Origin of the sequence: Bradyrhizobium sp., from assembly GCF_030654605.1 — a bacterium.
Lineage (GTDB): Bacteria > Pseudomonadota > Alphaproteobacteria > Rhizobiales > Xanthobacteraceae > Bradyrhizobium.
Genome location: NZ_JAURXB010000066.1, coordinates 1 through 18,295 on the forward strand (window position 1 = coordinate 1; position 18,295 = coordinate 18,295).

At 64.2% G+C, this 18,295-nt stretch carries 18 protein-coding genes and 1 tRNA gene; 10 read left to right on the forward strand and 9 right to left on the reverse strand.

Annotated elements, in window-relative coordinates:
* Positions 1–247 precede the first annotated feature (247 nt).
* The 5 genes from trxB to Q7U29_RS05940 all read left to right on the forward strand — a co-directional run bounded on the left by trxB (position 248) and on the right by Q7U29_RS05940 (position 4,164).
* On the forward strand, positions 248–1,213 hold the full coding sequence (gene trxB, locus Q7U29_RS05920) for a thioredoxin-disulfide reductase (protein WP_304739468.1): 966 nt from the start codon (positions 248–250) through the stop codon (positions 1,211–1,213).
* A 38-nt stretch (positions 1,214–1,251) separates the two neighbouring features.
* Positions 1,252–2,145 (forward strand): LysR family transcriptional regulator, encoded by an 894-nt coding sequence (locus tag Q7U29_RS05925; protein WP_304739641.1) that lies wholly within the window; start codon positions 1,252–1,254, stop codon positions 2,143–2,145.
* A 475-nt stretch (positions 2,146–2,620) separates the two neighbouring features.
* Positions 2,621–3,538: a 4-hydroxy-tetrahydrodipicolinate synthase gene (gene dapA / locus Q7U29_RS05930; protein WP_304739470.1), complete on the forward strand. Its 918-nt coding sequence runs from the start codon at positions 2,621–2,623 to the stop codon at positions 3,536–3,538.
* A gap of 209 nt (positions 3,539–3,747) precedes the next feature.
* Positions 3,748–3,897: a hypothetical protein gene (locus Q7U29_RS05935; protein WP_304739472.1), complete on the forward strand. Its 150-nt coding sequence runs from the start codon at positions 3,748–3,750 to the stop codon at positions 3,895–3,897.
* A 132-nt stretch (positions 3,898–4,029) separates the two neighbouring features.
* Positions 4,030–4,164 carry a hypothetical protein gene (locus Q7U29_RS05940; RefSeq protein ID WP_304739473.1) on the forward strand — a complete coding sequence of 45 codons (135 nt, stop codon included), beginning with the start codon at positions 4,030–4,032 and terminating at the stop codon, positions 4,162–4,164.
* Positions 4,165–4,276: 112 nt separating this feature from the next.
* Here Q7U29_RS05940 and Q7U29_RS05945 read toward each other — a convergent pair whose 3' ends face one another.
* From Q7U29_RS05945 to Q7U29_RS05970, 6 genes are all read right to left on the reverse strand, one after another.
* Entirely contained in the window at positions 4,277–4,960 is a 684-nt protein-coding gene (locus Q7U29_RS05945; RefSeq protein WP_304739475.1) for a ParA family protein, read from the reverse strand.
* Between the two features lie 177 nt (positions 4,961–5,137).
* Positions 5,138–5,470: a hypothetical protein gene (locus Q7U29_RS05950; protein ID WP_304739477.1), complete on the reverse strand. Its 333-nt coding sequence runs from the start codon at positions 5,468–5,470 to the stop codon at positions 5,138–5,140.
* A gap of 147 nt (positions 5,471–5,617) precedes the next feature.
* Complete coding sequence (locus Q7U29_RS05955; protein ID WP_304739479.1) at positions 5,618–5,977, reverse strand: hypothetical protein; 360 nt, start codon at positions 5,975–5,977, stop codon at positions 5,618–5,620.
* Between the two features lie 145 nt (positions 5,978–6,122).
* Positions 6,123–6,199, reverse strand: a tRNA-His gene (locus Q7U29_RS05960).
* A gap of 258 nt (positions 6,200–6,457) precedes the next feature.
* A complete protein-coding gene (locus Q7U29_RS05965) occupies positions 6,458–6,889 on the reverse strand; it encodes a phasin (protein ID WP_304739481.1) in 432 nt (143 codons plus the stop codon).
* A gap of 246 nt (positions 6,890–7,135) precedes the next feature.
* Positions 7,136–7,519: a phasin gene (locus Q7U29_RS05970; RefSeq protein ID WP_304739483.1), complete on the reverse strand. Its 384-nt coding sequence runs from the start codon at positions 7,517–7,519 to the stop codon at positions 7,136–7,138.
* Between the two features lie 339 nt (positions 7,520–7,858).
* Between Q7U29_RS05970 and Q7U29_RS05975 the strand changes: the two genes are divergently transcribed.
* Entirely contained in the window at positions 7,859–11,461 is a 3,603-nt protein-coding gene (locus tag Q7U29_RS05975) for a PAS domain-containing protein (protein WP_304739643.1), read from the forward strand.
* A 137-nt stretch (positions 11,462–11,598) separates the two neighbouring features.
* Positions 11,599–12,426, forward strand: a complete 828-nt coding sequence (locus tag Q7U29_RS05980; RefSeq protein ID WP_304739485.1) for a metallophosphoesterase — start codon at positions 11,599–11,601, stop codon at positions 12,424–12,426.
* On the opposite strand, the gene Q7U29_RS05985 is transcribed toward Q7U29_RS05980, so the two are convergent.
* Entirely contained in the window at positions 12,365–12,850 is a 486-nt protein-coding gene (locus Q7U29_RS05985) for a Crp/Fnr family transcriptional regulator (protein WP_304739487.1), read from the reverse strand. The two genes, Q7U29_RS05980 and Q7U29_RS05985, sit on opposite strands and share 62 nt — an antisense overlap.
* A 126-nt stretch (positions 12,851–12,976) precedes the next feature.
* A complete protein-coding gene (locus Q7U29_RS05990; protein ID WP_304739645.1) occupies positions 12,977–14,167 on the reverse strand; it encodes an NnrS family protein in 1,191 nt (396 codons plus the stop codon).
* Positions 14,168–14,404: 237 nt separating this feature from the next.
* Here Q7U29_RS05990 and Q7U29_RS05995 point away from each other — a divergent pair, with 237 nt between their 5' ends.
* Positions 14,405–15,127, forward strand: coding sequence for a Crp/Fnr family transcriptional regulator (locus Q7U29_RS05995; RefSeq protein WP_304739489.1), 723 nt, complete (start codon positions 14,405–14,407; stop codon positions 15,125–15,127).
* Between the two features lie 2 nt (positions 15,128–15,129).
* On the opposite strand, the gene hemN is transcribed toward Q7U29_RS05995, so the two are convergent.
* Positions 15,130–16,482, reverse strand: coding sequence for an oxygen-independent coproporphyrinogen III oxidase (gene hemN, locus Q7U29_RS06000; RefSeq protein ID WP_304739491.1), 1,353 nt, complete (start codon positions 16,480–16,482; stop codon positions 15,130–15,132).
* A 230-nt stretch (positions 16,483–16,712) separates the two neighbouring features.
* Between hemN and Q7U29_RS06005 the strand changes: the two genes are divergently transcribed.
* Both Q7U29_RS06005 and nirK read left to right on the forward strand, forming a co-directional pair.
* Positions 16,713–16,925, forward strand: a complete 213-nt coding sequence (locus tag Q7U29_RS06005; RefSeq protein ID WP_304739493.1) for a hypothetical protein — start codon at positions 16,713–16,715, stop codon at positions 16,923–16,925.
* Between the two features lie 235 nt (positions 16,926–17,160).
* Complete coding sequence (gene nirK / locus Q7U29_RS06010; protein WP_304739495.1) at positions 17,161–18,255, forward strand: copper-containing nitrite reductase; 1,095 nt, start codon at positions 17,161–17,163, stop codon at positions 18,253–18,255.
* Positions 18,256–18,295 lie beyond the last annotated feature (40 nt).

Below are 18,295 nucleotides of genomic sequence, written 5' to 3' on the forward strand. Positions count from 1 at the left end.
AGGGGCTTGCGGGAGGGTACCGGCAACACTCTTAGCGCAGCTCGCAGCACTTGCGCAATTTTATTGCGCGTGCGCCGCGTCATGTTTCCACCTCACCGGGAAAATTCGCGTATATGGATTGCAATTCTTGCATAGCTTGCCAGATATCCTATCTTGGATTTGACACTTTCAGCGCCGCCGCGATGGCTATCCGGGCGCATTCCGCGCAAGCGCTGGCCAAATTCCCTTAAGAGAGGGACCTGCCTCTATGCCTGCCCCCATCCATGCCAAGGTCGTCATTATCGGTTCCGGCCCGGCCGGCTACACCGCGGCCATCTACGCCGCGCGCGCGATGCTCGAACCCGTGCTGATCCAGGGCATGCAGCCCGGCGGCCAGCTCACCATCACCACCGACGTGGAGAATTATCCGGGTTTTGCGGACGTGATCCAGGGGCCGTGGCTGATGGAGCAGATGGAAAAGCAGGCGGCCCATGTCGGCACCAAAATGGTCACCGATCTCGTCACCAAGCTCGAACTCGGAGAGCGGCCGTTCCGGCTGACCTGCGACAGCGGCGACGTCTATCTCGCCGAAACCATCATCCTCGCCACAGGCGCGCAGGCGCGCTGGCTCGGCACGCCGTCGGAAGAGAAGTTCAAGGGCTTTGGCGTCTCGGCTTGCGCGACCTGCGATGGGTTTTTCTACCGCGGCAAGGAGGTCATCGTGGTCGGCGGCGGCAACACCGCGGTCGAGGAAGCGCTGTTCCTGACCAACTTCGCGTCGCAGGTAACCATCGTGCATCGCCGCGATCATTTCCGCGCCGAGCGCATCCTGCAGGACCGCCTGTTCAAGCACCCCAAGATCAAGGTGGTGTGGGACAGTGCCATCGACGAAATCTGCGGCACCGAGAATCCGGGCAAGGTCACCCATGTCAGGCTCAAGAACGTCAAGACCGGCACGCTGACCGAATTGCCGGCCGACGGCGTCTTCGTCGCGATCGGACATGCGCCGGCGACCGAACTGGTGCTCGGCCAGGTCAAGCTGAAGCCATCGGGATATGTCGAGGTGGCGCCGAACTCGACTGCAACTTCGGTGCCCGGCCTGTTCGCCGCCGGCGACGTCGCCGACGAAACCTGGCGGCAGGCGGTCACCGCCGCCGGCCTCGGCTGCATGGCAGCCCTCGAGGCCGAACGCTTTCTCGCGCTGCGCGCCAGCGACCGCGCGGCGGCGGAATAGCCATGCCAAGATCTCGAACACGCGACGGATTTACCGATATGGATTGGGACAAGCTGAAGGTGTTTCACGCGGCGGCGGAAGCGGGCAGCTTCACGCATGCCGGCGAGCAGCTTGGGCTGTCGCAATCGGCCGTGTCGCGGCAGGTCAGCGCGCTGGAGCAGGAGCTCTCGGTGTCGCTGTTCCATCGCCATGCGCGCGGCCTGATCCTCACCGAGCAGGGCGACCTGTTGTTTCGCACCGCGCATGACGTGTTCATGCAGCTGCAGGCGGCGCGCGCCAAGCTCACCGACAGCCGCGAGCGGCCGAGCGGCGATCTCAAGATCACGACCACCCCGGGGGTCGGCATCAACTGGCTGATTCCGCGGCTCGGCGAATTCACCGCACTGTATCCGGAGATCCGGATACAGCTGATCGTCACCGACGAGGAACTCGATCTGTCGATGCGCGAGGCTGACGTGGCGATCCGCACCCGCAAGCCGACACAACCCGATCTGATCCAGCGCAAGCTGTTCGCGATGGGCTTCCACGCCTACTGCTCGCCGGAATACATCAAGCGGTTCGGCACGCCGCGCACCCTCGACGAGCTCGATGCGCATCGCATCATCACGCTCGCCGACGGCCAGGTCGCGCCGCATCTGCAGAACCGCAACTGGCTGGTCGAGGCCGGACGCAACGGCTCCGGTCCGCGCGAAGTGTATTTCAAGGTCAACAACATCCTCGGCCTGGTGCGCGCCTGCCAGCAGGGCCTCGGCATTGCCGCCCTGCCGGACTATCTGGTCGAGGAAAACAACCGCCTGGTGCAGCTGTTCGGCGAGTCGGATTCGATCCAGCTAGACACCTATTTTGTTTATCCCGAAGAGTTGAAGTCGGTGGCGCGGGTGCAGGTGTTCCGCGACTTCGTGGTCAGCAAGGCGCAGCGCTGGCCGTCGTAGCCTGCCGGTTTTTTCACGAACCCCCGGTCTCCGCATGACTGACATGCGACTTGGACGGTTGCTGCGAGGCACTTACGCGGATCATAATGTTTTCACGCTGAGTTTTCGTGTTGCGCATTTGTCCCCCTCCTCCAGTGGCGCGAGCGCTCAGTAATCCCTCTTGGAAGGTGATTGTGTCGGCCTCACGTGGCCAATACCTTAAGCCGGGCTCGTTCGAGCCCGGCTTTTTTTTTGCGCCTGCGACGTACGCGCGCGGCCGCGGCTCTCGCCGTTGACAGTTTTGCGTTTGCCGATCATCATTCGCAGATGATCACGATTTCGTGCAAGCTGACGCTGTCGAAAAAAGGTCCCCTTCCGGGGACTGGAGATCGACGCGCGCGATAGGCTTCACGCTCACACGATCCTCAAAACCCCGCCGTCTGGACGGGGTTTTTTTATTGTCCCGTCTCCGGCTTACCCCCAGGGAGATGGACCCATGACTGACCTTCGATCGCAATTGCAGGGCCTGTGGCTGCCCCTCGTCACGCCGTTCCGCGATGGCGAAGTCGACGAGACATCACTGCGCCGGCTGGCCCGGCACTACGCGGCCGGACCGGTCGACGGCTTGGTCCTGGCGGCCACCTCGGGCGAAGGCATGACGCTCGGCATGGCCGAACTGGAGCGCGTCGTCGCACTGGTCCGCGATGGCATCGTCGACGGCGGAGGCACGTTGCCGGTCTGCCTCGGGCTGTCGGGCGCCAGCACGTCGAAGATGCAGGATGCGCTGGATGAGACGGCCGACTGGCCGATCGACGGCTACCTGATCGCCAGCCCCTATTACGTCAGGCCGTCGCAACGCGGCCTGCTGCAACACTTTACCGCGCTGGCGGACCATGCCGCGTGGCCGATCGTGCTCTACAACATTCCCTACCGGACCGCGGTCAATATCGACAACGAGACCATGCTGCGGCTCGCCGAACATCGAAACATCGTCGGCCTGAAGGATTGCGGCGCCGACCGCGCGCAATCGATCGAACTGCTGAGGCAGCGGCCGACCGGCTTTAAGGTCCTGACCGGCGAGGACGCGCAATATTACGAGGCGCTCACCGACGGCGCCGATGGCGCCATCCTGCTGTCGGCACACATCGAGACCGACAGCTTCGCGGCGGTGCGCACGGAGTTGCGGGAAGGCAACCGCGACGCCGCGCTGGCGCGCTGGCAAAGCCTTTCCGAACTCACCAGGCTGCTGTTCGCCGAGCCAAGCCCGGCGCCCGCAAAATACTGGCTGGCGCGGAGCGGGCTGATCGCGCGCGCCGATGTCCGGCTGCCGATGGTGCAGGTGAGCGCGGAGCTGGCGGCACGGCTGGATGCGGAGATGCAACGACGAACGGCAGCGTCAACCCGCGCGGCATGACCGGGGCATCGCTCTTCATCCCTCCCCTCGTGGGGAGGGATGAGCAAGCCGGCATTCGCCGAAGCAGCCGCAGCCCCCCGCAATCAACCCGCTCGATTCGGCTGGTTAATGCGTGGTGAAGCCGACAGTTCAAATTCAGCAGTTAGCGAGACGCCGTTTTTAGAGTTTGAGGCCTATTTGAATCCCCATAACAAAAACGGGGGACGCCAATGACCACTCAATCGATCACGAATGCCAAATATCCGGTTTGCGCACGGGCCCGGCGAATGCAGGACGTCTGGCTGGTGTCGTCATTCGGCCTGTGGGCCGCCATCCTCGGCCTGTCGCCGGTGCTGGCGTTCCGCCTGCTGATGAGCTGAAGCGACCTGACGTGCTCATCGTCGTTAATCGGTGGTAGCACTTGTGGTCAAATGCGAGCGAAATCGCGACCGGCTTTTTAAAATTCGTGCCGTATCAATGTCCCCCACAAGAGCAAAAAACGCGGGGGCGTCATGAACATCGAGAACAATACCTTCCCTGAACCTCAGGGCTTTTCGGTCCAGGACATTCTCTGGGCGGTCGGCGTCTGGTCGGTGATCCTGACGCTGTCACCGGTGATCATTTTCTACATGCTGATGGTGGCGTGACAATCTTCATCCTCCCCTGAACGGGAGGGCAAGAGCACCCAAGGAAAAACGCGCGGAAACCGCGCGTTCTTTGTCAGACTTGCAGTGCGGCAGAACTTGCAGTGCGGCAGAACTATGCCGCCTGCTGCTTGTGCATCGCGCCGGTCGCGGATCCATTGCCGCGAATGGCCTTCACCGAGCGTTCGATCGCAGCCCATAGCCGGCTGATTTCCGCCGCCGCGCGACCCTCGGCGTCGTATTCGCGCGCACCTTCGCCATGGCTGAGCGCCATCAGAAGATCCGCACGGTTGGTGATCTGCCCGCCCCACACCGGCGCGCGGAACTTGGCCAGCGCTTCCCGCGCGATGGTGACGATCGGGCTCTCCGCCTCGTCACGGCGTGCCGGCGCGCCATTGATCACGACCGCATAGGGCTTGCGCGCGGCGCGGCAGGTCTGAATGGTTTCCTGCACGGCATTGACATCGAACACGCCCGGCCGCGCCGGAATGATCACCATGGTGGCGTTCTTGATGGCATCGTCGACCACGGCCGACAAATTCGGCGGCGTGTCGATGAATACCCACTCGAAGCCGTCGCGCTTGGCCGCGGCCACGATCCCGCTGACGGAATTGACGGCGGTCTTGATCGTGGGTTCGTTGGTGCCGCGCAGCTTGTGCCAGAGTGTCAATGACCCCTGCGGATCGGCATCGACAAGCAGACAGGGCTTCGTAACCTTATGGACATGCGCAGCGAGATGGGCGGCAAGGGTACTCTTTCCCGAGCCGCCTTTACGCGATGCGAAAACAATAACGTTCATACCTTCGCCTCCAGATTGACCCCAGATGGCGAAAATGAATCAGCGCGCTGATTCGTGAAAGAAAAATTTACCGCTAAAGTGGACGAAGCCCCGGATTAATCGGCGGAGTGGGCTTTTGAGTCACACCATGCGCCGCAACAGACTCGAAAAATGAATCTCGATGGCGCTGGAAGGGAGTCATTGCGCATTTTTTACGCGCTCACGCTCGGCCTTTGCACGTTGACGCTCTTCCCACTTGCGTTCGATCCATCCGAGCGCCTGCGCCATCGGCTTTTGCAGGATCGGCACATCCTGCGCGAACAAAACGAGTCCGAGCGGCAGCATCCAGAGTCCCAGGATCGGCAAAAAGCTGAAGATGCCGCCGATCATCAGCAAGATCGCAAGCGGAATCCGTACCAGGATCGACGACGGCTTGCGCAGCCAGCCGATGAATCTGGCCGGTCCCGGCGGAAGTTTGTCCTGAAACCAGGCAAAATGCCGATCGAGCTCCTTCCTGGAATGTTCACCCACTGAATCTCTCCTTGCCCTCAGATGGGGATCGGAGGCACCGACGCAAGGCGTCGCTCCGTGGTGCCAAGCTTCCGCGGGCGGCGTTGTTCCGGGTCACATGGGGCGAATGTCGAACGAGTCTGCGTGCACGCCGCTGCTTTTTCTCGTTCAGGTTGCCTTCGGCTTCGCAGGCTTGACGGGTTTCTTCGCCTTGGCGCTGGCCGGCTTTCGCGTCTTCGCCGGCGTGATGCCGAGAGGCTTTCCCGCGCGGGCCGAGCCGACTTCGGACGGCTCGGGCCGGAAATGCGCCCGGCAGCCAGGGCTGAGCTGGGATTTTCGCTGGATCATGCAGACCGTGATGCGGTCGACGTCCGGGATGTAGGCGCCGCACAGGCGCATCGCATCGCCGGTGCAGGCCTGCTCCTGCTCGGGGGAATAGGCCCGGCTCGCCGCAGGCCACATCGAGACCGCCAGCGCGGTCGCGAGCATCAAACCAAACTGGAACTTGCCGGACCGGAGCGCAAACATGAATCCTCCCAGGAATCCACTTGAGGATCCCCTTCGAGAATCCCCTCAAGCATTGATCGGGAGAATTGTGGGTGAACCGCGGCGGATTGGCAAGCAGGGGTCGAGCGCGGGGGCGGGGTCGCCGTGTCGCGCCCGGATAGCGTCCTGGTACAGTTGGGTGGGCTCGAACCACCGACCTCCTGTTCCACAGACAGGCGCTCTAACCAACTGAGCTACAACTGCATCCTTGGCGAGCCCTTGAAATGGGGTCGCCGAACGGGGCGGAAACTAGGTGCAACGCCGCCCTTTGGCAAGGCCGGTGGATGCCTTGTAATGGTCGATCCGGAAGCGATAACAGTTCACGCTTGGCAGGCCTCGCCGGGCAAAAAACCCGCGCGCCTCGCCCTCGACGCAGTCCCTTCACGGTCCCTTTGGCGCAGCGCCCAAATAAAAAGCCCGGGCTGGCCGCCCGGGCTTTTTTTGGGACGCGAAACGGGCCTATCAGGCGGCCGGCTTGAACAGCTTCGACGCGCTGGCCTTGATCGGCTCGGCGGTCTCCGCCGCAACCTTCTGGCTCAGTTCGGCGAGCTGCTTGGTCTGGGCGGTGAAGGTTTCGAACTGCTTCTTGGCGTGCGAGGTCCAGAGCTCCATCGCCTCGGTGGGCGACTTCACGCTGAACAGCTCCTGGGCGAAATCCAGCGACGCCGTGGTGTTGGCCTTCATGATTTCCATCAGCTTGGCGGAATATTCGCTGGCGCCCTTGCTGACGGTCGTGAACACCGCCTCGATGGTGCCGTTATGGGTCTCGGCGGCATCCTTGAACTTGGCGTAGCTGTCGCGGGCCTGCGAAACGCCCTTTTCGGCGAACGCACGCATCTGCTCGGGAACTTCGAACGGGATCACGGAAGCAGAGAAAGGATCGGTATTGGCCATGGCTTGCATCCTTCGCGTTGGGTGAAAAATGTGACCCCTCGCACGCCCCCGGCGCCCACCGGAAAACGTCGAACTGATCACGCAGAACGGGAATGCCCATTGTCGGGCAACCAACAGATAACACCCTTAACATGTCAATTTTGTGCATTGCAACGCGATTTTCACCGCAATGCCGCATGGCAGGCCCCAACCGAACGCGCGTTCCGGCTTAGGAACACGCCAAAACCAACCGTTGGAAGGCGTTTGTCAGCTTTTCGGCTTGGCGGCGTCCATCGCCGCCTTGCTGACGATCTGGCCCATCTCGCTGGCCTGCTCGGCCAGCGACCGCATCTGCGCCTGCACATATTCGGTATGCAGCCGCATGATTTCGGTCAGGTCCTTGGCGTGCAGCAGCGATTGGGCATAGTCCAGCGACGCCTGGACGTTCTTTTCGGCGTAGGACATCGCCTTGGCGCCGATATCCTTGGCGCCGGCGGCAACCGCCTCCCGCTTCTCCTCGATGGTTCCGGCGGTCGTTTGCGCGCCGCTCAGGAACTTCTCGAAGGCCTGGCGGGCCTGGTCGAAGCCGGCCTCGGCCATCGATCGCATTTCCTGGGGAATCTCGAAAGGGTCACGTCCTTGTTCGCTCATGGTCCCACTCCTGTTCGGTATCCGAAAGCTGTCTGCAGCCCCGGTTCCCCGTTCGCCTCCGTCAGGATAAAGGGCAATTAGCCTCGCCGATATGACGTGGCATCCACCTGTCCATCGTGGACCTCTGGATGACGTTTGCAACAGCCCAACGCCAAAGCCCGGCGCAGGGTCCAGCCGGATTAAGGTTATCTCCGCTTTGGGCGGCAGCCCGGCCGCAAACCGTGGACCTGACCTTGGCGGCGGGCGATACTAAGGGTTCGTTAAGGCTGTCATCGTTTGGCCGCCGAACTCTGCGCCATCGTCTTAGCCAAGGCACAACCAGTCAGCCATGTCACCACGATGAACAATGCGGAATTCCAGTTGCGAGGCGTCGGTGATCCCCGTCTGGCCGTGCATGCAACCAGCCCGCTGCCGGTCTGGCTGTGGTCGACCGACGGCACACGGATTTGGTGGGCCAATCCGGTAGGCGCCAGGCTGTTCGGCGCGACCAACGGCGCCGTGCTGGCCGGCAGGATTTTCGGCCCCGCGGACCAGCACCGGCGCCAGGTGGCGCAACTGGCCGGACGGCTGTCGCCCACCGGCGCGATCCGGCTGGAGCGGTTGCGCGGTTTCGGCGCATCGCTCGGCACCCTGATGACCTGCGGCTGCGCGCGGCTCGAATTCGCCGACGGCAACCACGGCATCCTGATCGCGGCCGCCGAAGCGGTGGGCCGCGCGATGCCGCTGGTCGAACGGCTGCAGCGCCTGGTCGAAGGCATCGATTCGCCGATCGCGGCGTTCGCGCGCGACGGCATGTTCGTCGGCGCCAGCGACGCCGCGCGGCCGCTGCTCGGTTTTCGCAATCTCTCCGAGGCCGGTCTGGACGAGGCGCGCAGCAACGCGCTCGCCCAAGGCCGCGTCGAGACGCCGGTCGGCATCGGCCGCATGGTGCTGCAACGCGTCGGCACCGGCGCGGATGTCGGGCTGGTGGCGCTGATCGCGCCGGCGCCTGCCCAGATAGCTCCTGAACAGGTCGCTCCTGAAGCCGTCGCGTGGTCTGATCGCGAACATCCGGCGATCTCGGACGCAGCCCCCGCCGGATTCGCGCTGATCGACGAGTTCGCATCGCCGCCGGAAGAGATGGTTGCCGCCCTGCCGCCGGAGCCCGCGCAGCAGGTCGCGCCGCTGGCGGACCTGCCGGCGCCGGACTACGAACGGCCGGCGATGTCGGGCGAAGCCCCGGCCGAGTTCGCGCTGATCGACGAGTTCGTGGAGCCTGCCCAAGGGACTGCCCAAGGGACTGCTGAAGCGCCGGCCGTCGGGGACTTCGTCGAGGAGCCACCCGAAGAAGATATCGACCTGCAGTCGGTGTTGCAGCTCAACGAACCCCACGTCGAGGCCTCACCGATCGAAGGTCAGGTGGAAGCCGCAAAGCCCGATGCTGGCGTTGATCTGGACCAGCCTTCTCGCGATGTCGAAGCCGTTGCCGAAGAGACGGCACCTCTGCCTGCGGAGGAAGGTACATCAGCGATGGAGGCTTCCGTGTCACCGGCCAACCAATCCGACTCCACCGCCGCGCCGCCATGGCTCGACGAGCCCCTCACCGCGCGGGAGCACCCGCTGCGCTTCATGTGGCAGATGGATGCCGAAGGCCGATTCTCGCTCGGGTCAGATGAGTTCACCCGCCTGATCGGCGTCCACACCGCCGCCGGATTCGGCCGGCCGTGGAGCGAGATCGCCGAGACGTTCGGGCTCGATCCCGACGGCCGCGTCGCCAGGGCAGTCGCCACCGGCAGCACCTGGAGCGGCATCACGCTGGACTGGCCGGTGGATGGCGGCGGCCGTTTGCCGGTGGAGCTGGCGGGGCTGCCGATCTACGATCACACCGGAAAGCTTGCGGGCTATCGGGGGTTTGGGGTTTGCCGCGATCTCGACGGACTGACCCGGCTCGCCGCGCAGCGCCGCACCGAATTTGTCAGCGCTCCGCCCGCACCGCAGGCGCTTTCGGCCGACATCGTCCAGGCCGGTCCCGCCAGCGACTCGCCCGCCGCAGAGCTATCAGAAGACATCCCCGCCGTTGCATCGTCCCCTACGCCTGAATTGCCAGCGTCGATTGCCATTGAGACTTCACACCAAACCGATTTGGAAACGCCCGTGGAAAGCACCGAAACGCTCAAGAACGTCCTGCCGTTTCGCCCGATCAGCGAACCGAAATCGCCGGTCCTGACCCCGGTGGAAAACAGCGCCTTCAACGAGCTCGCCCGGCAATTGTCGGCGCGACTCGAGGCCGAGACCAACGCGGCGGCGACACCTGATCTGTCCGACGCATCGGAAGATATTTTTGAACCGGCCGTGGTGTCCGAACCACGGGCCGAAGCGCCGGTCGAAACGCCGGAGTGGCTGGCGCAGCCCGAACCGCCGGCGCGCGGCGAGACCCGGCGCGACAGAATGCTGCTCGACCTCGTGCCGGTCGGCGTGCTGATCTACCGGCTTGACCGGCTGCTCTATGCCAATTCCGCGTTTCTGGCGCGGATCGGCTATGACAGCCTTCAGGCCCTCGAAGAGGCCGGCGGCCTCGACGCGCTCTATGTCGAACCCGGCGTCTCCACCGCCTCCAGCACATCCGATACCGGCACGCCGGTGACGATTTCCGCGAGCCGGGCTTCGCAGGATTCGCAAGACCAGTCCGATCGGACGCCGTCGCCGGCGACCGATGCGCGGCTCTATACGATTGCGTGGGACGAGGATTCGGCGCTGGCGCTGATCTGCTCGGGCGCCGCGGGCGAAGGTGCCGCGATCGCCGCCGCCATTACGCAAGCGGTCCCGGCCAGCGAGCCCTCGCCGGTCGGTCACGCCAATGCCGAGGAGCTCGGCGCCATTCTCGACACCACGGCCGAAGGCATCGTGATGTTCGACGGCGAGGGCAACATCAATTCGTGCAATCGCAGCGCCGAAGCGCTGTTCGGCTATGACGGCGACGATCTGGTGCAGCGCAATCTCTCCGAGCTGTTCGCGCCGGAAAGCCAGCGCGTGGTGCAGGATTATCTGGAGAGCATCAAGGGCGCCGGCGTCGCCAGCCTGCTCGACCACGGCCGCGACATGCTGGGCCGTGTGCGCGGCGGCGGCATCATACCGCTGTCGATGACCATGGGGCGGACCCGGCCCGACGGCCCGAATTTCTTCGCGGTGTTTCGCGATCTGTCGCAAGCCCGCAAGAACGAAAGCGAACTGCAGCAGGCGCGGCGGCTGGCCGAGCGCGCCGCCAACGCCAAGGCCGACATGCTGGCGCGGATCAGCCACGAGGTCCGTACCCCGCTCAACGCCATCATCGGCTTTGCCGAAGTCATGATCGGCGAACGTTTCGGCTCGCTCGGCAACGAGCGTTACGTCGAATACATGAAGGACATCCGCGCTTCCGGCGAGCGCGTCATCGCCATCATCAACGACCTGCTCGATCTCTCCAGGATCGAGACCGGCAAGCTCGATCTGGCTTTCACCAACCAGAACCTCAACGAACTGGTGGAGAGCTGCGTCGCGGTGATGCAGCCGCAGGCCAACCGCGAGCGCATCATCATCCGGACCTCGCTGGCGCATGCGCTGCCATCCGTGATCGCCGACGCCCGCGCGCTGCGCCAGATCACGCTGAACCTGATCGGCAACTCGATCCATCTCGCCAATGCCGGCGGCCAGGTCATCGTCTCCACCGCGCTGTCGGATTTCGGCGAGGTGATGTTGCGGGTCCGCGACACCGGACACGGGCTCAACGACAACGAGGTCGCCGCCGCGATGGAGCCGTTCCGCAACCATGCGCCGTCCGATCAGTCCTCCGACGGCTCCGGCGTCAGCCTGTCGCTGACCAAGGCGCTGGTGGAAGCCAACCGCGCGCAATTCCACATCAAGACCGGCCCGCATTCCGGCACGCTGATCGAAGTGGTGTTTTCCCACGCGGTGGCGAAGGCGTAAGCTCCAACTGGACCACTGCTGCGTGAATCGGCCGCGTCCAATTCGGCGCGACACGGCACAATTATTGCCCGGTCCGAGCTGTTTGAATACAAACGCTGCTGTTTCGCTCAATCTTTAAGCATTTGGACCAAACCGATATGCGCTGCCTTGTCGTGGCCGATCTGCATTACTCGCTGCCGCAATTCGACTGGCTGCTCAGCGCCGCGCCGAATTTCGACCTCGTAATCTTCGCCGGCGATGCGCTCGACATCGGGTCGCTGGTGGATTTCCGTGCCCAGATCGTCGTCGTCAGGAAATACCTGGAGCTGTTGTCCGGCATCACGAAGGTGATCCTGTGCTCCGGCAATCACGACCTCGACGCGCGCAGCCCCGAAGGTGAGAAGATCGCGCGATGGATCGGCGAGGTCCGCGAACTCGGCGTCGCCTGCGACGGCGACGACGTTGTTATCGGCGACACCCTCTTCACGGTGTGTCCGTGGTGGGATGGACCGCTGGTCAAGCAGCGGCTCGACGACCAGTTACGCGCGGCAGCGGCAGGCCGGCCAAAACGATGGATCTGGGTGCATCACGCGCCGCCGGCGGATTCACCGGTCAGCTGGAGCGGCAAGCGCTTCTTCGGCGACGTCGAACTGGTGCAATGGATCAAGACCTGGCAGCCATCGATGGTGATCTCGGGCCATGTGCATCAATCGCCCTTCATTCCCGACGGCTCTTGGTTCGACCGGCTCGGCGACACCTGGGTGTTCAATACCGGTCTGCAGCCGGGCCGTCCGCCCACGCATATCGTGCTCGATATCGATGGCGGGACGGCATTCTGGCTGGCGGCCGGCGAGGAGCAATGCATCGACCTCAACGCGCCGCTGCAGCGGCCGGGAGCGCGGATCGAAGATCCGCCGGCCTGGCTCACATCCTTGGGTCGGATTTCCGATCCGAGCCTGGCAAGACCTGCGTCGGGGACTGGTTGATCATGCTCTGCAGGAGGTCGCCGACCATCGCCAGATGGGTGCCGTGGCCGGCATATTGCCGCTTGATGTCGGCGAGATAGGTGTTGGCGGCATTGAGCCGCTGCGCCAGCATGCGGGCGATCAGCAGCGCCACGCCCGGCTGCTGGCGCAGGAACGAGGCGGCATCGTTGATCTCGTAAATCACCGAGTCCGCCGCCGCGCGCACGGTCGCGGTGTGGGGCTGATCGAGCAGCACCGACATTTCGCCCAGCACCGCGCCCGGTTCGGCGATGGCGGCAACCACTGTGTCGCCCTTGATGACTTCGAGCCGTCCCTCGATCAGGACATAGAGATGGCCGGTCCTGCCGCCCTCTTGCACGACGAGGCTGCCGGCCGACACGTTCTGCCTGATGCCGCCGATGCAATATTCAAGAATTTCACGCATCCGACACACCCCAAGGCCCCGACTTGAACGTCCCGAGCGCAAGAGTAGGCAGAACCACCCCCGCCGTCGAACGGATAATGCAGCCGATTTGCCCTGGGTGTCAGCACAAAACCGTTGGCCGAAGCTTCAGGCGACCGCCTTCCGCCGGCGATCGACACCGGCCAGCAGCGGTCCGAACACGATCGCGAATCCCAGGAAAGCGGCAGCCCAGGCGAACGCGGCCACATGCAGCAGCGGCTCGCTGTAACCGGGTTCGATCACCGCGCAGACCCGCGCCAGCGCCGCCACGATGATGGCGAGATAGATCGCCTCGGTGGCGCGCGAGGCGGTGAGCGGCTGGCCGGTATGGCCGAGCGTGGCGCGGCTCATCACCGCCAGCGTCATGGTGCCCGCGGCACCCGCCATCCAGGCATGAACACCGGCGCCGGGCGCCACGAGGCCGAACGCCGAGGCGGCACTGAGCAGAAAGCCTGATGGCACGAAGGCGTAGCCGACATGCAGGATCAGCAGCAGCCGCTCGCGGAAGGTGCGGTCGCCCGCCCAGCGCGCCAGGCGCACCAGATGCAGCAGACCGGTCAATGCCAGCGCTGCCCCGGTGAGCCGGCTTTCGGAACTGACGATCCAGCCCACCAGCGTCAACGCGGTGATGGCGACGACGATGACATCGAAGCGGTTGAACGGTTCCGGCAGCCGGCCGGGATTTTCGCGCACCAGCCAGTTGCGGGTAAAACTCGGAATGATGCGGCCTCCGATCAGCGAGATCAGCAGCACCACCACCGCGATGCCGATCCGGATGCCGGTCTCTGCAAGCCCGTTGAAATGCGCCTCGAGGTGAAACGCGACATTACCCGCCAGCAGCAGCAGCACCAGGATGACCACGTTGAGATTTTTCCAGTTGCGGCCGGCCACGATCTCGCGGGTTGCGGCGGCGGCGACCAGCGCGAGAAAGCTCGCATCGACCAGCATCGCCGTCAGCCAGCCGGCCTCGGCCGACAACGTCACGGCAAGCCGCCCCGCGATCCAGACCACGACCAGCACCAGCAGCGGCGTGCCCTGGATCGGCAGCCGCCCGGTCCAGTTCGGGATCGCCGTGAACAGAAAGCCGGTGATCACAGCCGGCAAATAACCGTACAGCATCTCATGGACGTGCCAGTCGCGCGGCGCGAACGCGGAGACCAGCGTGATCTCGCCATGGAATACCGGCAGCCAGACCAGAATGGCGAGCCCGGCATACACCGAGCCGAGCAGGAAGAACGGCCTGAAGCCGGCCCCGAGCAGCGTCCAGCCCTGATATGAGCGGGGGCGCGAAACCGCCATCATGACCGCTCCGTGCGGCTTGCGCACCTGCCTTCGCGGCGGCGGCCCGAGTCAGCCGGTCCCATTGCCTTGCACATGGTGTGCTCCATCGATCAATCGTCCCTCAAGGGACCGTTGTTGGAGACTATTTAAGGGGAGGGCCGCGCCCCATTGTTGCGCCAACGCAAAGTTCCGCTTGATCGGGAGCCACAATCGCAGTCTAGATTCCATCCAAGTCGCTGATGCGACGGAGGAACCATGGCCACAGTCGACCCCTCGCTGGTTGCCCATCTGCCGCTGTTTGCGGGATTCGGCACCGAGGAACTCAACGACATACTGCGCGAAGCCCGCTCGGTGCGGTTTGCGAGGAACAGCCCGGTATTCGAGGAGGGCCAGGACGCGCACTCCTTCTTCGTGCTGCTGCATGGCCATGTGCGCGCCACCAAGACCACGCCGGCGGGAGAACAGGTCGTGGTGCGCTATGTCGCGCCCGGCGAGACTTTTGGCGTCGCGATGGCGATCGGGCTGCCGCGTTATCCCGCCACCGCGACCGCCGTCGACGACAGCGTCGTGCTGGCCTGGCCATCGACGACATGGCCACGCCTGGTGGCGAAATTTCCCGCATTGGCCACCAACACGCTGCAGACCATCGGCAGCCGGCTGCAGGAAACCCATACCCGCGTGGTCGAGATGTCGACCCAGCAGGTCGAACGGCGCGTCGCCCACGCCCTGTTGCGGCTCGCCAAGCAATCCGGCCGCAAGGTCGAGCACGGCATCGAGATCGATTTTCCGATCAGCCGCCAGGACATCGCCCAGATGACCGGCACCACGCTGCACACGGTGAGCCGTATTCTCTCGGGCTGGGAGAGCCGCGGGCTGATCGAGGGCGGCCGGCAACGCATCGTGCTGCGCGAGCCGCACAAGCTGTTCGTGCTGGCCGAAGCGACATCAGGCGAAGACGGATCGCTGGAACGGCCGTAGCGTCAAACCGCCCGGCTGTGCAACTGCTTCGACCCATCGAGGTGGGCGTCGAACGCCGCCGCCACGCTGCGGACCAGAAAGCGCGAATCATCCGCGACGGCGAGCGAAGTGCCGTCGAGTTCGACGATGCCGTCGGAAATCAGGTCCTGCAGCCGGGACGACGACTTCAGCATGGTCGAAGCCGACAGCCCGTGCCGCGCGCAGATCGGATCGAGATCGACGCCGAAGTCGCACATGATGCGCTCGATGATCTCGGCGCGCAGCCGGTCGTCGCCGGTCAAGGCGTAACCCTTGACGGTTGCCAGCCGGTCGCCGGCGATGGTTTGCTCATAGGCGCGGGTGCCGACTTCGTTCTGCACATAGCCCTGCGGCAGACGACCGATGGCGCTGGCGCCGAAGCCGAGCAGGACACTACTCTCGTCGGTGGTGTAGCCCTGAAAATTCCGCCGCAGCCTGCCCTCCCGGAACGCCACCGCCATCGCGTCATCGGGCAGCGCGAAGTGATCGAGCCCGATCTGGATGTATCCCGCCTGTTTCAACGCCCCGGCGATCGCTTCGGACTGCCGAAGCCGCTCCAGGCTGTCGGGGAGCGCCGCCTCGTCGATCTTGCGCTGATGCTTCTTGAAGCTCGGGACGTGGGCGTAGCCGAACACCGAGAACCGGTCGGGGCGAAGCTCGACACAGCGGCTGACGGTGTCGAGGCACGACGCCACGGTCTGGTGCGGCAGTCCGTAGATCAGGTCGAAATTGATGCCGGATATGCCGGCCCGCCGCAGACCTGTCGTCGCCGCAGCGGTCTCCTCGAAGCTTTGCACCCGGTTGATGGCGCGCTGAACCACCGGATCGAAGCTCTGTACCCCCAGGCTCGCCCGATTGACGCCGCCAAAAGCGAGGGCGTGGATCATCTGGCCGGTCAGCGTGCGCGGGTCGATCTCGATAGCGATCTCGGCCGACGACGGCACGAAGAAGGATTGCCTGACCGCTCCCATCAGATCCACGAAAGTCTCGGGCGCCATGATGGTCGGCGTACCGCCGCCGAAATGAATGTGCTCGACCTTGATGCGGCGATCGATCTGGCGCGACACCAGCTCGATTTCACAGCGCAGCGCCGAGGCATAGACCGCGACCGGGTCTTCCCGGCGGACCACCGAGGTGTTGCAGCCGCAATACCAGCACATCGCCCGGCAGAACGGCACGTGCAGATAAAGCGAGGTGGTGGCGTGCTGTGGAATGGCCTTCAGCCATTCAGCGTATTGGCCGGGACCGATCGCGGCGGCAAAATGCGGCGCCGTCGGATAGCTGGTGTATCGGGGCAATCGCTCCTGGCCGTAGCACGCCGCAAGATCTGGCCTCATCTGGTACCCGTCCTCGAATGGCTGAACCATGGTCGACCGGGGCTCCTGCGCCCCGATCTCCTCCAGCTAGCCCGCCCGCTGGAGAGCGACCTTGCGCTCGCTCAAACCCGGCACCGAAATGCGGCGATTCCGTACAAGTCCGGATTGAGCGAATCCTTGCGCGCGCGCAAAGAATGATTCGTCGTTCCGGGCGATGGTCGCGCATCGAACGACGAATCGGAGCCGAGGCCATGAGCCTGTACGTGCTGGACGCCTTCATCTGGATTCTCGGAATACGCGGTCATATCCCGCAAAGCGGCGAGTTCAGCCCCGTCGCGGGCCGATCTTCGGTTGGCGCCAACGCCGGCGCGCTGATGCGCGCCCTGGCCGTCTTCGTCGGGATGGTCGCGTTGCTGTCGCTGGTGCTGTGGCTGGCCGTCTGGCTCGCCATCAAGCTGCTGTAACCGGCCGTCCTTCACTTCATCCCCATGCCGGGCCGGCGATGGCCGGCATTGTCGGGCGTCGTCGTCTTTCCGCGACCGCCACGGTTAACGTCGTGTCACCAATTCTCATCGGCGACCTACGTAGCATTGCGTAGGGGGCGCGCAGTTCATGCGATCGTTGTTGCAGCGCAAAGAGCCTTGTCGCGAAAGGCCTAGATTGGCGTCGGTAGAAAACTTCATATGAAGGAACGATCCGATGTTGACCCGCAGAGCCGCCATGTTCAGCGCCGCCGCCGCAGTCCTCATGCTGGCGACACCAGCGCTTTCCCAAGACCTCAAGCTGCCCCGACAGAAGGTCGAACTGGTCGCGCCGCCGTTCGTGCATGCGCACGAGCAGGCCACCAGGCAGGGTCCCAAGATCATGGAGTTCACGCTCCGGATCGAGGAGAAGAAGGTGGTGATCGACGACAAGGGCACCACGTTCCACGCCATGACCTTCAACGGCTCGATGCCGGGACCGCTGATGGTGGTGCATGAGGGCGACTACGTCGAGCTGACGCTGGTCAATCCCGACACCAACTCGATGCCGCACAATATCGATTTCCATTCGGCGACCGGCGCGCTCGGCGGCGGCGAACTCACCATGGTCAATCCCGGCGAACAGGTGGTGCTGCGCTGGAAGGCGACCAAGACCGGCGCCTTCGTCTATCACTGCGCCCCGGGCGGGCCGATGATTCCCTGGCATGTCGTCTCCGGCATGAACGGCGCCGTCATGGTGCTGCCGCGCGACGGCCTGAACGACGGCAAGGGCAAGGCGCTCAAATACGACAAGGTCTACTACATCGGCGAGCAGGACATGTACGTTCCGCGCGACGAGAAGGGAAACTTCAAGTCCTACGAGTCCGCCGGCGAGTCCTACAACGACACCCTCGAGGTGATGCGCAAGCTGACGCCGACCCATGTCGTGTTCAACGGCAAGGCCGGGGCGCTGACCGGCAAGAATGCGCTGACCGCCAATGTCGGCGAGAACGTGCTGATCGTGCATTCGCAGGCCAATCGCGACAGCCGTCCGCATCTGATCGGCGGCCATGGCGACTATGTCTGGGAGACCGGCAAGTTCTCCAATGCGCCGGAGACCGGCCTCGAGACCTGGTTCATCCGCGGCGGCTCCGCGGGAGCCGCGTTGTACAAGTTCCTGCAGCCGGGCATCTACGCCTATGTCACGCACAACCTGATCGAGGCCGTCGAGCTCGGCGCCACCGCGCACTTCAAGGTCGAAGGCAAGTGGAACGACGATCTCATGACTCAGGTCAAGGCGCCGGCGGAGATTCCGGCCCCCAAGACCAACTGAGAGACAAACTGAGGGTCACACCAAAGGACCAACTGACGAT

Coding starts and splice junctions, on each gene's coding strand:
- Q7U29_RS05985 (WP_304739487.1), bottom strand. CDS start 12,850: ATGCGTGAAATTCTTGAATATTGCATCGGCGGCATCAGGCAGAACGTG.
- Q7U29_RS05940 (WP_304739473.1), top strand. CDS start 4,030: ATGAACATCGAGAACAATACCTTCCCTGAACCTCAGGGCTTTTCGGTC.
- trxB (WP_304739468.1), top strand. CDS start 248: ATGCCTGCCCCCATCCATGCCAAGGTCGTCATTATCGGTTCCGGCCCG.
- Q7U29_RS05935 (WP_304739472.1), top strand. CDS start 3,748: ATGACCACTCAATCGATCACGAATGCCAAATATCCGGTTTGCGCACGG.
- Q7U29_RS05995 (WP_304739489.1), top strand. CDS start 14,405: ATGGCCACAGTCGACCCCTCGCTGGTTGCCCATCTGCCGCTGTTTGCG.
- hemN (WP_304739491.1), bottom strand. CDS start 16,482: ATGAGGCCAGATCTTGCGGCGTGCTACGGCCAGGAGCGATTGCCCCGA.
- Q7U29_RS05980 (WP_304739485.1), top strand. CDS start 11,599: ATGCGCTGCCTTGTCGTGGCCGATCTGCATTACTCGCTGCCGCAATTC.
- nirK (WP_304739495.1), top strand. CDS start 17,161: ATGTTGACCCGCAGAGCCGCCATGTTCAGCGCCGCCGCCGCAGTCCTC.
- Q7U29_RS05970 (WP_304739483.1), bottom strand. CDS start 7,519: ATGAGCGAACAAGGACGTGACCCTTTCGAGATTCCCCAGGAAATGCGA.
- Q7U29_RS05955 (WP_304739479.1), bottom strand. CDS start 5,977: ATGTTTGCGCTCCGGTCCGGCAAGTTCCAGTTTGGTTTGATGCTCGCG.
- dapA (WP_304739470.1), top strand. CDS start 2,621: ATGACTGACCTTCGATCGCAATTGCAGGGCCTGTGGCTGCCCCTCGTC.
- Q7U29_RS05945 (WP_304739475.1), bottom strand. CDS start 4,960: ATGAACGTTATTGTTTTCGCATCGCGTAAAGGCGGCTCGGGAAAGAGT.
- Q7U29_RS06005 (WP_304739493.1), top strand. CDS start 16,713: ATGAGCCTGTACGTGCTGGACGCCTTCATCTGGATTCTCGGAATACGC.
- Q7U29_RS05975 (WP_304739643.1), top strand. CDS start 7,859: ATGAACAATGCGGAATTCCAGTTGCGAGGCGTCGGTGATCCCCGTCTG.
- Q7U29_RS05990 (WP_304739645.1), bottom strand. CDS start 14,167: ATGGCGGTTTCGCGCCCCCGCTCATATCAGGGCTGGACGCTGCTCGGG.
- Q7U29_RS05925 (WP_304739641.1), top strand. CDS start 1,252: ATGGATTGGGACAAGCTGAAGGTGTTTCACGCGGCGGCGGAAGCGGGC.
- Q7U29_RS05965 (WP_304739481.1), bottom strand. CDS start 6,889: ATGGCCAATACCGATCCTTTCTCTGCTTCCGTGATCCCGTTCGAAGTT.